The 12,877-nt window shown below is 70.6% G+C and carries 14 protein-coding genes; 7 read left to right on the forward strand and 7 right to left on the reverse strand.

The genetic code is table 11. From position 1 onward, the window contains the following. Positions 1 to 16: 16 nt before the first annotated feature. The 3 genes from AC0VYL_RS03815 to AC0VYL_RS03825 all read left to right on the forward strand — a co-directional run bounded on the left by AC0VYL_RS03815 (position 17) and on the right by AC0VYL_RS03825 (position 2,675). Positions 17 to 727 carry a thiamine pyrophosphate-dependent enzyme gene (locus AC0VYL_RS03815; protein WP_475482340.1) on the forward strand — a complete coding sequence of 237 codons (711 nt, stop codon included), beginning with the start codon at positions 17 to 19 and terminating at the stop codon, positions 725 to 727. Positions 728 to 741: 14 nt separating this feature from the next. After that, complete coding sequence (locus AC0VYL_RS03820; protein WP_475482341.1) at positions 742 to 1,641, forward strand: transketolase family protein; 900 nt, start codon at positions 742 to 744, stop codon at positions 1,639 to 1,641. A gap of 137 nt (positions 1,642 to 1,778) precedes the next feature. After that, positions 1,779 to 2,675, forward strand: a complete 897-nt coding sequence (locus AC0VYL_RS03825) for a transposase (protein WP_475453480.1) — start codon at positions 1,779 to 1,781, stop codon at positions 2,673 to 2,675. A 233-nt stretch (positions 2,676 to 2,908) separates the two neighbouring features. On the opposite strand, the gene AC0VYL_RS03830 is transcribed toward AC0VYL_RS03825, so the two are convergent. Further along, positions 2,909 to 3,418, reverse strand: a complete 510-nt coding sequence (locus AC0VYL_RS03830) for a lamin tail domain-containing protein (protein ID WP_475459250.1) — start codon at positions 3,416 to 3,418, stop codon at positions 2,909 to 2,911. A 197-nt stretch (positions 3,419 to 3,615) separates the two neighbouring features. Between AC0VYL_RS03830 and AC0VYL_RS03835 the strand changes: the two genes are divergently transcribed. Beyond that, positions 3,616 to 5,394 carry an ABC-F family ATP-binding cassette domain-containing protein gene (locus AC0VYL_RS03835; RefSeq protein WP_475482342.1) on the forward strand — a complete coding sequence of 593 codons (1,779 nt, stop codon included), beginning with the start codon at positions 3,616 to 3,618 and terminating at the stop codon, positions 5,392 to 5,394. 4 nt (positions 5,395 to 5,398) lie between these two features. Here AC0VYL_RS03835 and AC0VYL_RS03840 read toward each other — a convergent pair whose 3' ends face one another. Continuing rightward, positions 5,399 to 6,286 carry a S41 family peptidase gene (locus AC0VYL_RS03840; RefSeq protein ID WP_475482343.1) on the reverse strand — a complete coding sequence of 296 codons (888 nt, stop codon included), beginning with the start codon at positions 6,284 to 6,286 and terminating at the stop codon, positions 5,399 to 5,401. An 82-nt stretch (positions 6,287 to 6,368) separates the two neighbouring features. Here AC0VYL_RS03840 and AC0VYL_RS03845 point away from each other — a divergent pair, with 82 nt between their 5' ends. Both AC0VYL_RS03845 and AC0VYL_RS03850 read left to right on the forward strand, forming a co-directional pair. Then, entirely contained in the window at positions 6,369 to 6,854 is a 486-nt protein-coding gene (locus AC0VYL_RS03845; RefSeq protein ID WP_475482344.1) for an ArsR/SmtB family transcription factor, read from the forward strand. 36 nt (positions 6,855 to 6,890) lie between these two features. Beyond that, complete coding sequence (locus tag AC0VYL_RS03850; RefSeq protein ID WP_475482345.1) at positions 6,891 to 7,382, forward strand: glutathione peroxidase; 492 nt, start codon at positions 6,891 to 6,893, stop codon at positions 7,380 to 7,382. A gap of 4 nt (positions 7,383 to 7,386) precedes the next feature. Here AC0VYL_RS03850 and AC0VYL_RS03855 read toward each other — a convergent pair whose 3' ends face one another. The 5 genes from AC0VYL_RS03855 to AC0VYL_RS03875 form a co-directional block, all read right to left on the reverse strand. Continuing rightward, positions 7,387 to 7,608: a hypothetical protein gene (locus tag AC0VYL_RS03855; RefSeq protein ID WP_475482346.1), complete on the reverse strand. Its 222-nt coding sequence runs from the start codon at positions 7,606 to 7,608 to the stop codon at positions 7,387 to 7,389. A 33-nt stretch (positions 7,609 to 7,641) separates the two neighbouring features. After that, positions 7,642 to 8,529 (reverse strand): GDSL-type esterase/lipase family protein, encoded by an 888-nt coding sequence (locus AC0VYL_RS03860; protein ID WP_475482347.1) that lies wholly within the window; start codon positions 8,527 to 8,529, stop codon positions 7,642 to 7,644. 61 nt (positions 8,530 to 8,590) lie between these two features. Next, on the reverse strand, positions 8,591 to 9,100 hold the full coding sequence (locus AC0VYL_RS03865) for a MarR family winged helix-turn-helix transcriptional regulator (protein ID WP_475459265.1): 510 nt from the start codon (positions 9,098 to 9,100) through the stop codon (positions 8,591 to 8,593). A gap of 89 nt (positions 9,101 to 9,189) precedes the next feature. Further along, on the reverse strand, positions 9,190 to 9,840 hold the full coding sequence (locus AC0VYL_RS03870) for a TetR family transcriptional regulator (RefSeq protein WP_475459267.1): 651 nt from the start codon (positions 9,838 to 9,840) through the stop codon (positions 9,190 to 9,192). Between the two features lie 14 nt (positions 9,841 to 9,854). Next, complete coding sequence (locus AC0VYL_RS03875; RefSeq protein ID WP_475459268.1) at positions 9,855 to 10,844, reverse strand: acyl-CoA desaturase; 990 nt, start codon at positions 10,842 to 10,844, stop codon at positions 9,855 to 9,857. 551 nt (positions 10,845 to 11,395) lie between these two features. On the opposite strand from AC0VYL_RS03875, the gene glmU reads away from it, so the two are divergent. Then, a complete protein-coding gene (gene glmU, locus AC0VYL_RS03880) occupies positions 11,396 to 12,862 on the forward strand; it encodes a bifunctional UDP-N-acetylglucosamine diphosphorylase/glucosamine-1-phosphate N-acetyltransferase GlmU (RefSeq protein ID WP_475459270.1) in 1,467 nt (488 codons plus the stop codon). Positions 12,863 to 12,877 lie beyond the last annotated feature (15 nt).

Raw genomic sequence — 12,877 nt, forward strand, 5'->3', positions numbered from 1 at the left:
GAAGAACACTGGTGGCATGACGACGCCAGCCACCTTCTCCAGGTACGCCGACCTCCCTGCGCTGATCGGGCTCATGGAGGGTGACGAGAAGCACAACGCCGCCGCGCACTCCACCCTCGACGTTCTCTGGGTCCTCTACGACCGGGTCCTCGACGTCTCGCCCGAGACCGCCGAGGACCCGGCCCGGGACCGCTTCCTCCTCTCCAAGGGACACGGTCCGGCCGCCTTCTACGCCGTACTCGCCGCCAAGGGCTTCCTCGACGTGCCCACCCTGCGCGGCTGGACCGCCTTCGACTCCCCGCTGGGCCACCACCCGGACCGCGTCCTGGTCCCCGGTGCGGAGATCGGCAGCGGGTCCCTCGGCCAGGGTTTGCCGCTGGGCCTGGGCACCGCCCTCGGACTGCGCGCCCAGGGAGTGCGCCGCGCTGACGGCACCGAACCCCGCGTGGTGGTGCTGGTCGGCGACGGCGAACTCGACGAGGGCAGCAACCACGAGGCCATCGCCGCCGCCGCGCGCCTGGGCACCGACAACCTGACCGTCGTGGTCATCGACAACGCCTCCGCCACCCACGGCTGGCCCGGCGGTGTCGGGCGCCGGTTCGAGGTCGAGGGCTGGGAGACCCGCGAGGTCGGCGGCCGCGACCACGACGCCCTCCACCACGCCTTCACCCGCACCAGCTCCGGACGGCCGCTGGCCGTCGTCGCCCGCGTCCGCAACGGAAACTGAAAGCGAGCCAGGTCATGCGTGACACCTTCGCCGCCGCCACCCACGAGGCACTCGACCGCGACCCCCGGGTCGCGCTGGTCCTCGCGGCCATCTCCGCGGACATGTTCCGCCGCGCCGCCACCCGCCACCCGGGGCGCGTGATCGACCTCGGTATCCGCGAACAGGCGATGATCGGCGTCGCCGGCGGCCTCGCGCTCTCCGGTATGCGCCCCATCGTGCACAGCTACACGCCGTTCCTGGTCGAGCGCCCCTTCGAGCAGATCAAGATCTCCCTCGCGCACCAGGACGCCGGCGCGATCCTGGTGAGCATCGGCGCCTCCCACGACGCCTCGGCCGAGGGCCGCACCCACCAGGCGCCCGAGGACGTGGCGCTCCTGGACACCCTGCCGGGCTGGACCGTGCACGTGCCGGGCCACCCCGACGAGGTGCGGACCATGATGGAGAGGGCGGTGCCCGGGGACGACCTCGTGTACCTGCGGCTGTCCGCCCAGACCAACAAGGCCGCGCTGCCCGTCGGCCCCCGCCTGAACGTGCTGCGCACGGGCTCCTCCCGCTCCGCCGGGGTGGTGGTGGCGGTCGGGCCCATGCTGGACCGGGTGCTGGAGGCCACCGCGGGCCTCGACGTCACCGTCGCCCACACCTCCACCGTCCGCCCCTTCGACCACGAGGGCCTCAGCTCGCTCACCGGGGCGGCGGGCAACGCCGACGTGCTGATCGTGGAGCCCTACCTGAAGGGGACCTCCGCCCACGAGGTGTCCGAGGCCCTGGCCGACCGCCGCCACCGCCAGATGTCCCTGGGCGTGTCCCGCCGCGCGGAGGTCCGCGCCTACGGCACCGCCGCCGACCACGACCGGCTCCACGGTCTGGACGTCGAGGGGATCGCCAAGTCCGCCCGGGAGTTCTTCCTGGTGTAGTGGACCCGCCCGGGGCCTCGCGTGGTGCGGCCCCGGGCGTCCCGCCCCAGGGCGTGTCCGCCGGACACGCCCTAGATCGTTGATGGGAAATCGCTGAACCTGCTGCGGGCATGACGAAGGGCGTCAAGGATCAGAGTGTGACCAAAGACCTTGACGCCCTTCTGACAGCACTCTACGTCCATCTGGACGATGAGGTGCTCCCTTCAGCGAACCGACCCCGACGGGCGGGGCGGCCCCGCCTGCTCACTGACGCCGAACTGGTCTGTGTGGCCATCGCCCAGGTCCTGCTGCGCCATGATTCCGAGCGGCACTGGATGCGCGCCGCACCAGCACGCATCGGCCATCTCTTCCCGCGTCTGCCCAGCCAGTCCGAGTACAACCGCCACCTGCGTGCGACGGCCCCGGCCCTGCTCCAAGCAGCTCGGTGGCTCGCCCGAGTCGCACCTACCTGGCACGAGAAACTGCGGTTGATGGATGGCACCCCGGTGCGCTGCGGTGCCTCACGAGTGACGGTCAACCGCTCCGGCCTGGGCGAGATCGCTGGCTATGGGATGGACCAGTCCCACCACGCGTTCTACTGGGGCGCCAAGCTCATGCTGATCACCACTGCCGAGGGGTCGGTGTGCGCGTTCTCCCTGGCCCATCCCAAGGAGCTGGACGAGCGCAAGCAGGCGCTGCACCTGCTCCACGTGCAGGGCTGCGCCCCCGGGCCGGGGCCGGTGCCGATCGTGTGCGACAAAGGGTTCGCCGGGGCCGGGATCGAGAAGGCCGCCGCTGGTCTGGGTCACGTTCTGGTCCGCCCCTCGCGCAAGGACGAGCCCGACCACGCTTTCCCGGGGTGGTTGCGTCAGCGGATCGAGGCGGTGATCTGGACGTTGAAGAACCAACTCGGGTTGGAACGCCACCAAGCTCGTACGACCGAAGGGCTCTGGGCCAGGGTGTGCCAGCGCGTCTGCGCGCTGAACGCGGTGATCTGGCACAACTGGCTGATCGGCGCCCCGGTCAAGCGGTCGCTGATCGCTTACGACCACTGACCAGGGCACACACTTTTCACATCAACGATCTAGGTCGTGTTTTTTGGATGCTTTCGCTGGTGGCGGCGGAGCCGCCATCGATGCGAGCGGCCGTCGCCCCTACTGTGCGCTGCTACGCAAGCTCCGCAGTGTCGCACAGCGGGGGCCCGCCCGGGTTTGGCTGTCCGAGCTTCATCGGCGCAGTGAGAGGCAGCCTGGTGGTCGCGAGCGCGGAATGATCCAAAAAACACGACCTAGCAGGCGTACGTTCTCCCGTCCGCCGCCTTGCCCCAGTTGCAGCTGCTCAACGTGCCCGCGGCCTTGTTGTCGTCCTTGCTGCCCGGCTTCTTCAGCCGGAGGTCGGGGTTGCGCCCGGTGCCGTCGTTGGGCAGCACGTGGCGCGCGTAGCCCCGGTAGACGTGGTGCGTGCCCTTGGCGTCCCTGTGGTTCCTCCCGGAGCCGGTGTGCACGTGGACGACGGCCCCGGCCGGAAGGTTGTACGAGGGCAGCGCCCGGCCGTAGGTGTTCGAGGTGATGTCCGGGACGTGGCCCCGGAGGTCGACGGTCTTCTTCGACACGTTCTTCACGACGAAGTACTCGCCGTTGAGGTTGGTCTGCTTGTTGTTCTTCACGTCGGCCCCGGCGGCGTTGGGCCGCACGTGGGTGATCATCAGGGCACCCGTGGTGGACGCGGCGTGCGCCGGTACGGGTACGAGGAACGCGGTGAGGAGTACGGCCGCGACGGCGGCACGGACGGAGCGCATGGGCTCCCCTTTCGGTTCACGCCGTCCTGCGATGCGGGCCTCCGGGGGGTGGCTCGCAAGCGGGGGTGCCGAGGACAGGGCAGAAGAGTAGCCCTTCCGTGCGGCGATCGGTGGCGAAATGGGCCGAGAAGCGAAAAGTGTCGTTCCTGGCGGTCAGCCGGTCCGTTCACCGTCGCGGGGGCAGCACAATGGAAGGGATGACGAATCTGGTCAACCTTCAGGACGTGTCCCTGGCCTACGGGCCGCTCGTACTCCTCGACAAGGTGTCCCTTGGCGTGGACGAGGGCGAACGCATCGGGGTGGTCGGCCGCAACGGCGGCGGCAAGTCCACGATGATCTCCGTGCTCGCCGGGCGGACCGAGCCCGACTCCGGTCGGGTCGTGCACAACCGGGGGCTGCGGGTCGGCTTCCTGCACCAGCGGGACGTCTTCCCCGACAGCACCGTCGGTGAGTTCGTGCTGGGCGGACGGGCCGAGCACGAGTGGGCGGGGGACGCGCGCATCCGCGACATCCTCCGTGGCCTGCTCGGCGGCTGGGACCTGGACGTGCCCATGTCCGGGCTGTCCGGCGGCGAGCGCCGCCGCTCCGGGCTGGCGCGGCTGCTGGTGGACGACCACGACCTCATCATCCTGGACGAGCCCACCAACCACCTCGACATCGAGGGCATCGCGTGGCTGGCCGAGCACCTGCGCGGCCGTCCGGAGTCCCTCGTGGTCGTGACCCACGACCGGTGGTTCCTGGACGCCGTCACCACCCGCACCTGGGAGGTCGGGCGCGGCGCCGTCGAGAGGTACGAGGGCGGGTACGCCGCCTACGTGCTGGCCAAGGCCGAGCGGGACCGCCAGGCCGCCGCCGAGGAGGACCGCCGCCAGAACCTCATGCGCAAGGAACTGGCCTGGCTGCGCAGGGGAGCGCCCGCGCGCACCTCCAAGCCCAAGTTCCGCATCGAGGCCGCCAACCAGCTCATCGCGAACGAGCCGCCGGCGCGCGACTCCGTGGAGCTGGTCCGCTTCGCCAGTTCGCGGCTAGGCAAGACCGTCATCGACCTCAAGAAGGTCTCGGTCTCCATCCCCGACCGCACGCTCCTGGACGAGCTCACCTGGCAGCTGGGCCCCGGTGACCGGGTCGGTCTGGTCGGCGTGAACGGCGCGGGCAAGTCCACCCTCCTGAAGATCCTCGCCGAGGAGCGCGAGCCCGACTCCGGAACGGTGCGCACCGGCCGGACCGTGAAGCTGGCGCACCTGTCCCAGAACGTCGCGGAACTCGACCCCACCGCGCGCCCGCTCCAGGCCGTCATGGACGTGCGCGAGCACATCACCATCGGCAAGCGCGACTACACCGCCAGCCAGATGCTGGAGAAGTTCGGCTTCCGGGGCGAGCGCCAGTGGACGCCGATCGGTGACCTGTCCGGCGGTGAGAAGCGCCGCCTCCAGCTGCTGCGCCTGCTCATGGACGAGCCCAACGTGCTGCTGCTGGACGAGCCCACCAACGACCTCGACATCGAGACCCTGACCGAGCTGGAGGACCTCCTCGACGGCTGGCCGGGCTCCCTCGTCCTGGTCAGCCACGACCGGTACTTCCTGGAGCGGATCACCGACCGCGTGCTCGCCCTGATGGGCGACGGGAGCCTGGCGTTCCTGCCCGGAGGCGTGGACGAGTACCTGGAGCGCCGGGAGGCCAGCGCGGGCGAGGTCACCGTGCCCCTGGGCGCCTCCGAGACCGCCGTCCAGGCGCCCGCCGCCGCCCCCGCCGTGTCCCAGGCCGAGCGCCGCGCCGCCCAGAAGGAGATGCAGCGCGTCGAACGGCGGATGGACAAGATCGCCAAGCGCGAGGAACAGCTCCACGAGCAGATGGCGGCGGCCGCCGAGGACTACACCCGGCTCGCGGACCTCGACGCCGAGGCCCGCACCCTCGCCTCCGAGAAGGAGGAGCTGGAGATGGTCTGGCTGGAGCAGGCCGAGCTGATCGGGGACTGACCGCTCAGCGCGACAGGTGGGCCAGGGCCGCCGCCAGGGCGCCCTCGGCGCCCGACGGCAGGTCCGGCAGCACCCCGGTGCCCTCCCAGTTGGTGTCGGTGACCGGATGGACCGGACGGCCGGTCGGCACCGCCAGTTCCAGGTGGGGGTGGAGCCGGAAGCCCTCGCGCGGGTGGGCGCCGCCCCTGGTGCGCTCGCCCACGACCGTGGCCCGCCCGTGCTGTTGCAGGTCGTAGGCGAGCTCCTCGGCGCCGGAGAAGGTGTCGGAGGCGGTCAGCACCGCCAGCGGCTTGCGGCCGCCGAACACGGGCCCGGCCACCGCGTGCGTCCAGGACTGCCGGGGTGCCCCGCCGTCACCGAAGTACATCGTGTGCAGGTGGGTGGGCTCGTCGAACAGGTGGCTGCAGACGAACGCCACCGTCGCGGGGTCACCGCCCCGGTTGCGCCGCAGGTCGATGACGAGTGCGTCCGCCTCCGCGACCAGCCGCAGCGCCGCCGTCAGCTGGGCCGCCGCCATCGACATCGGATACAGCAGCGGCCGCAGCTCCAGGAGGGCCGTACCGCCGTCCAGCCGCTCGACCCGGGCGACCCCGCCGCACCGTTCCCGCGCCTCGCGGGCCATGACCTCGATCAGCCCCGAGTCGTCGGGCAGGTCGGGGATCTCGTCCTCGTGGTGCTGGAGACGCAGGTGCGGGTCCCCGTTCAGGGACTGGAGGTCGGCGGTGAGCAGCTCCGCCAGTGAGGCGGGGCCGTCCGCCCGGCGGTAGTGGCCCGAGGCGTGCCGCTCGGCGAGGAGCCGCCGCAGCCGCTCGGCGAGTTCGGGGAAGACGTAGTTCCGGGCCACGAGGCGGCCGGACTCGGTGACCAGCTCGTCGATCAGGTCGGGGTCCATGGTGCTCCTGGGATGGGGGGTGGGGGCGCTTAGTAGAGCACGCGGCTTGACAAAGCGTCAAGAGTTCTTGACCCTTGAGGTCATGAACGACGACCCCCAGCCGATCTCCTCCCCGGAGCAGTTCAAGGCGCTGGCGCACCCGCTCCGCCAGCGGATGCTGTTCGTCCTCGGGGAGCGGCCCGCGACCGTCAGCCAGCTCGCCCAGACCCTGGACACCCGCAAGGGCAACGTCTCCCACCACCTCAAGCCGCTCCTCGCCGCCGGGATGGTGGAAGCCTCCGAGAGCAGGCGGGTGCGGGGTGGCACCGAGCAGTACTACCGGCGCACGTCGGGCGGCGTCGAGATCGCGGACGCCCGACCCGGTCCGGCCGCCGCGATGCTCCGGGCGGTCTCCGAGGAGTTCGCCGCCGCACCGGACGACCCGCTGCTGGCCCTGCGCCACCTGCGGCTCACCCCGGAGCAGGCCGGGCGGCTCCAGGACACGCTCCTCGCCCTGGTCTCGGAGACGGAGGAGGCCGACGACGACCAACCGCGCCACGGCCTGCTGGTCGCCCTCTACCGGCAGTAGGCTGCCCGTACGGTTCCGAACTCAGGAGGAGACGCCATGGCTGGCCTGGACGAGATCCCGGTGACCATGATCGACGGCCGGGAGACCACCTTCGGTGAGTGGTCCGGGAAGGTGCGCCTGGTGGTGAACGTGGCGTCCCGCTGCGGGCTCACCCCGCAGTACGGCGCGCTGGAGGAGCTCCAGAAGCGCTACGAGGACCGGGGGTTCACCGTGATCGGCCTCCCCAGCAACCAGTTCCTCCAGGAGTTCGGCGGCGAGGAGAAGATCGCGGAGTACTGCTCCATGACGTGGGGGGTGACCTTCCCGATGACCGAGAAGGTGAAGGTCAACGGACGGGGCCAGCACCCCCTTTACGCCGAGCTCACCAACGCCCCCGACGCGGAGGGCAATGCCGGGCGGGTGAAGTGGAACTTCGAGAAGTTCCTGGTGCTCCCCGACGGCCAGGTGCACCGGTTCCGCCCCGCCACCGTGCCGGACGCCCCCGAGATCGTGGAGCTCATCGAGCGGTCCCTGCCCGAGGGCGCCTGACCGCTCAACCCGTTCCGCAGTCGACGTAGTCCTCGATGCTCTCCAGGAACTCCTCCTCGACCAGTCGCAGGACGATCCTGTGCTCAAGGGTCGCGGAGACCCAGCTGTAGGGGACGAAGGACTCCTTCGCCTCTGGCGGCGGCTCCGCCTGGTCGTCCGTGAGCGCGCACGAGGAGAGAAGCAGGGCCAAGGACAGGGCCGGTCCCGTCCGGTGGAGGAGTTTCATCGAGTTCATGGGTGGTCGAAGCGGCTCCGTGTCCTAGCGGATCCGGGCCTGGAAGGCCTCGGCGATGGCCTGGGCGCCGGCGAGGTTGGTGTGGATGTCCGGGCCCCGGGCGGTGTCGCACATCCAGGTGAGGTCGCAGATCCGCTGGAGGTTGACCGGCATGCCCGTGGCGCTGTCGGCGGGGACCTCGGTGTCGGAGCCGTCGAAGGCGGTGTCCACGTCGGCCACGTCGATCCCGGCCGCCTCGTAGGAGGCGGTCAGCGACGCGTTCACCCGGTCGAGGATCTCCGCCGTCCGGGTGGACAGGCTCGCGTCGCCCGCCGTGTCGGGGTCCTCCAGGAGGGCGAGGGCCAGGAACGGGTTGTAGTAGGTCATCCCGACGATCCGCGTGCCCGGGTCGGCCGCATCGACCAGGCGCTCCGCGATCACCGGCACCTCGGTCTCCAGGCGCTCCAGGCCGTCCGTCACGCAGGCCTCGTCGACGCTGATCCCGTCGATGCCGAGCGCCTCCTCGTGGACGCCCTCGACGCAGCCGGTGAAGTTGTTGCCGCCGATGGTGAGGGTGACCAGGCCGACCGCGTCGCCGTGCTCCCGAAGGAAGTCCTCGGCCTGGTCGAGCTGGGACCCCTCCTCGTAACGGTCGTCGCACCCGGGGATGCCGCCGCCGACGAAGGTCGTGGTGTCCTCCCCGCCGCAGCCCATGCGCTCGTGCCGGAGCGTGGAGTCGGTGTCCTTCAGCGAGCGGTAGAGGACGTCGGTGTACCCCTCCGGGGTCTCCCGGGTCCGCCCCTGCTCGTCCGGCTGCACGCCCACGGTCAGCGAGTCGCCCAGGGACAGGTAGTGGTTCGGCGCCGGGGCGGGTTCTCCCGCGTCCTCACCCGAGCAGCCGACGACGACGAGGGTCGCGGCGACGGCGGCCATCCAACGGATTCTCAACGTGCTCTCCAACCAGGGCCCGTGACGGCGCGCCCCTGCCGCGTCCTCACCCCTGCGGGCCGGACGGGCTCCTGTCGAGGGGCGCGAGAAGGCTTCTCAGTAACGATGCCAGCTGTTCGCGCTCGGCGGCGGGCATCGGGGCCAGAAGGGTCTCCTCGTAGCTGAGGAGTGAGGCCAGGGCGGCGTCGATCCGCTCGGCGCCCCTCGCGGTGAGCCGGACCAGCACGCCGCGCTTGTCGGCGGGGTCGGGGCGGCGGCGCACGAGTTCGGCGGCGGCCAGCCGGTCCACGCGGTTGGTCATGGTTCCGGAGGTGACCAGGGTGGCCCGCAGCAGGCGCCCGGGGCTGAGCTCGTAGGGCGGGCCGGAGCGGCGGAGCTCGGCCAGGACGTCGAACTCCCAGGGCTCCAGGGCGTGCTCGGTGAAGACGGTGCGGCGGGCACGGTCGAGGTGGCGGGCGAGCCGGGAAACCCGGCTGAACACCTCCAGGGGTGTCACGTCCACGTCCGGCCGCTCGGAGCGCCACGCCTCGATCAGCCCATCCACCTCATCGCGCATGGCACCAGCATATCTCTTGACATCAAGATAGTGGGGCGGGTATACGAATACCCGCCCCACTGGTGACTCTCCCGCGGCCGGGGCCACGGTCAACGCTTGCGGCGTGTGTCCAGTCTCGGCTTGGACTCCAGCGCGGACAGCCCGTTCCAGGCCAGGTTGACCAGGTGCGCCGCCACCACCTCACGCTTGGGCTTGCGCACCTCCAGCCACCACTGGCCGGTCAGCGCCCACATACCAACCAGGGCCTGCGCGTACATCGGGGCGAGCGCCGGGTCGTAGCCGCGTTCGGAGAACTCGTCCGCCATGATGTGCTCGACCTGGCTGGCGATGTCGTTGATCAGGCTCGCGAAACTGCCGGTCCCGGAGGCCACGTGCGAGTCGCGGGTGAGCACCCGGAACCCCACGCTGTCCTCCTCGACGTAGCGCAGCAGGGCCAGGGCCGCCTTCTCGATCTTGCTTCGGGCGTGGTCGGCGGTGAGGGCCTCGCCCATCATCTCCAGGAGCGTGCGCATCTCCCGGTCGACGACGACGGCGTAGATGCCCTCTTTGCCACCGAAGTGCTCGTAGACCACGGGCTTGGACACCCCGGCCCGCGCGGCGATCTCCTCAACGGAGGTCGCGTCGAACCCGCGTTCGGCGAACAGCTCCCGGCCGATCTCCAACAGCTGTTGCCGACGCTCCTTGCCCGTCATGCGCTTGCGGCGCACTCGGGTCCTCTGCTCGCTGTCGGCTGCTCCCATGATGGTTACTGATCCTAGACCTTGACCCGCTTGGCAGCGAGTCGTTCGTTGTTGGGCCAGCGCACCTTGGTGGCCCAGCCGAACTTCTCGAACGCCCAGATGACCCGGGCGGAGATGTCGATCTGGCCCTTGAGCACACCGTGGCGGGCGCAGGTCGGGTCGGCGTGGTGCAGGTTGTGCCAGGACTCACCGAAGGACGGGATGGCCAGCCACCACACGTTGCGGGAGCGGTCGCGGACCTCGAAGTTCTCCTCGCCGATGGTGTGGCAGATGGAGTTGATCGACCAGGTCACGTGGTGCAGCAGCGCGACGCGGACCAGGCTCGCCCAGAAGAACGCGGTGACCGCGCCCCAGACGGACATGGTGACCAGGCCGCCGATGACGGCGGGGGCGAAGAGCGAGAAGAGCACGATCGGCAGGAACAGCTTGTCGACGAGGACGACGTCCTTGTCCTTGAGCAGGTCCGGGGTGAAGCGGCGCGGCGAGGTCTTCTTCTCGTCGAGGTACATCCACGCCATGTGGGCGTAGTACATGCCCTTGGCCACGGACTTCCAGTCGTCCCCGAAGCGCCACGGCGAGTGCGGGTCGCCCTCGGCGTCCGCGTACTTGTGGTGGCGGCGGTGGTCGGCCACCCACTTGATGACGCTGCCCTCGATGGCCATGGAGCCCGCGATCGCCAGCGCGATCCGCAGCGGGCGCTTGGCCTTGAAGGAGCCGTGGGTGAAGTGGCGGTGGAAGCCGACGGTGATGCCCAGGCCGCTGATCACGTAGAAGACCGCGGCGATGGCGATGTCGAGCAGCGACAGGCCCCAGCCCCAGAAGAAGGGCACCGCGGCGAGCAGCGCGATCAGGGGCACGAACACGAAGGCGAAGACGGTGTAGCGCTCGGCCTTGCCCCGCAGTTCGGGCTCGTACTCGGGGATCGCCTCGCGCTTGGGAGCGTCGGTGGCGGTCCCGGTGGGCTTCTCGGCGCCTTCGGTCGGCACCTCGGGAGCGGCGGTCATGGGTCTTGCACCTCGTCACGGAGAACGTCGTCGCCGGTCGGGACGGCGTCACGGGTGCGGTGCACCCGGCGGGACGGCCCAACCTATTCCTACGTAACCGTAACCTACGACCCCGTAGGTTTGGCAAGCCCCCGGGTGGAGGCGCTATGTTGGTGTCGAGCGTCCGGACGAGCGTCCGGAGCGTTCCCGGATGATGTAATCGGCAGCATCTGGGGTTTTGGTCCCCATCGTCCAGGTTCGAGCCCTGGTCCGGGAGCAACTCCCGCCGTCGCGCGACCGCCCCTCCGAGGGGACGGGACGCACCCCGTGCCGGGCACGGGAGAGGGACGGCGGCACAACTCACACCGGCGTCCGGCTGGCCCGCTCCTGCGGGCGTCCGCCGGGCGCCGCGCGCGCTGCGCCCTCACGTGCCTGATGTGTGCCGGTGACACACATGTATCCTTCCCATGTCGGCCGCTGGTCATCCGACGGCCGCCCGCGCGGCATGCGGGTCGCGCCGCCGAAGGGTGAGCCGACGTTCATATGCCAGCTATCACGAGGGGTCTCCTCCAGTGAGCGTGAACCGTCCGGCTGCCGTGATCATCCTCGCGGCGGGTGAGGGCACCCGAATGAAGTCGAAGCTTCCCAAGGTCCTTCACGAACTCAACGGCCGCAGCATGCTCGGCCACGTGCTCCACGCGTCCAGAGAACTCGATCCCGGCAACACGGTGGTGGTCGTGGGCCACGCCCGGGACCAGGTGCGAGCCCACCTGGCCGAGGTCGCCCCCGAAGCCGTCACGGCGGTGCAGGAGGAACAGAACGGCACCGGCCACGCCGTGCGCATGGCGGTCGAGGACCTGGCCGCCCAGGGCGTCGAACTCTCCGGGACCGTCGTCCTGACCTGCGGGGACACGCCCCTGCTGCGCGGCGAGACGCTCGCGTCGCTGGTCGCGGCGCACGAGAAGGAGGGCAACGCGGTCACCGTGCTGTCCGCCCGCGTCCCCGACCCCCACGGCTACGGGCGCATCGTGCGCGACGCCGACGGCTCCTTCACGGAGATCGTCGAGCACGCCGACGCCACGCCCGAACAGCACCTCGTCGACGAGATCAACTCCGGGATGTACGCCTTCGACGGCGCCCTCCTGAACAAGGTCGTCCAGCGCCTGTCCACGGACAACGCCAAGGGCGAGGAGTACATCACCGACGCGGTGGGCCTGCTCCGCGGCGACGGGCACCGGGTGGACGCCTGGAGCGCCGAGGACTGGAACGAGGTCCAGGGCGTCAACAACCGGGTGCAGCTCTCCGAGGCGCGCCGCGTCCTGAACGACCGTCTCCTGACCGGGCACATGCTGTCCGGCGTGACCATCGTCGACCCCGCGACGACCTGGGTGGACGCCCAGGTCAGCATTGGCGCGGACACCGTGGTCCACCCGAACAGCCGCCTCTACGGCACCACGCGGATCGGTGAGGACGCCGAGGTGGGCCCCGGCGCCGACCTGCGCGACACCCTCGTCGGTGACGGCGCGAAGGTCCGCGAGACCACCGCGGACGGGGCGGAGATCGGCCCCTGGGCCACCGTCGGCCCCTACACCTACCTGCGGCCGGGCACCCGCCTGGCCGAGCGGACCAAGGCCGGAGCCTTCGTCGAGGTCAAGAACTCGAACGTCGGCACCGGCTCGAAGATCCCGCACCTGACCTACGTCGGGGACGCGGACATCGGCGTGGGCAGCAACATCGGCTGCTCCTCGGTGTTCGTCAACTACGACGGGGTCAACAAGTCCCGGAGCACCATCGGTGACCACGTCCGCATCGGCAGCGACAACACCATCGTCGCTCCCGTGACCGTGGGCGACGGAGCCTACTCCGGGGCCGGGACCGTGGTCCGCGACGATGTCCCGCCCGGTGCCCTGGCGATCTCCGAAGGACACCGGCAGCGTAACGTCGAGGGCTGGACGCGGCGCAAGCGTCCGGGAACTCCGCCCGCCGAGGCGGCGGAGCAGGCGGAACGGCACAGAGCCGACGCCGCGAACAAGCAGTGACTGTGGGGGAGAAAC

This window comes from Nocardiopsis sp. iso_238 (assembly GCF_056173325.1).

Coding starts and splice junctions, on each gene's coding strand:
- AC0VYL_RS03815 (WP_475482340.1), top strand. CDS start 17: ATGACGACGCCAGCCACCTTCTCCAGGTACGCCGACCTCCCTGCGCTG.
- AC0VYL_RS03820 (WP_475482341.1), top strand. CDS start 742: ATGCGTGACACCTTCGCCGCCGCCACCCACGAGGCACTCGACCGCGAC.
- AC0VYL_RS03830 (WP_475459250.1), bottom strand. CDS start 3,418: ATGCGCTCCGTCCGTGCCGCCGTCGCGGCCGTACTCCTCACCGCGTTC.
- AC0VYL_RS03835 (WP_475482342.1), top strand. CDS start 3,616: ATGACGAATCTGGTCAACCTTCAGGACGTGTCCCTGGCCTACGGGCCG.
- AC0VYL_RS03840 (WP_475482343.1), bottom strand. CDS start 6,286: ATGGACCCCGACCTGATCGACGAGCTGGTCACCGAGTCCGGCCGCCTC.
- AC0VYL_RS03845 (WP_475482344.1), top strand. CDS start 6,369: ATGAACGACGACCCCCAGCCGATCTCCTCCCCGGAGCAGTTCAAGGCG.
- AC0VYL_RS03850 (WP_475482345.1), top strand. CDS start 6,891: ATGGCTGGCCTGGACGAGATCCCGGTGACCATGATCGACGGCCGGGAG.
- AC0VYL_RS03855 (WP_475482346.1), bottom strand. CDS start 7,608: ATGAAACTCCTCCACCGGACGGGACCGGCCCTGTCCTTGGCCCTGCTT.
- AC0VYL_RS03860 (WP_475482347.1), bottom strand. CDS start 8,529: ATGGCCGCCGTCGCCGCGACCCTCGTCGTCGTCGGCTGCTCGGGTGAG.
- AC0VYL_RS03865 (WP_475459265.1), bottom strand. CDS start 9,100: ATGCGCGATGAGGTGGATGGGCTGATCGAGGCGTGGCGCTCCGAGCGG.
- AC0VYL_RS03870 (WP_475459267.1), bottom strand. CDS start 9,840: ATGGGAGCAGCCGACAGCGAGCAGAGGACCCGAGTGCGCCGCAAGCGC.
- AC0VYL_RS03875 (WP_475459268.1), bottom strand. CDS start 10,844: ATGACCGCCGCTCCCGAGGTGCCGACCGAAGGCGCCGAGAAGCCCACC.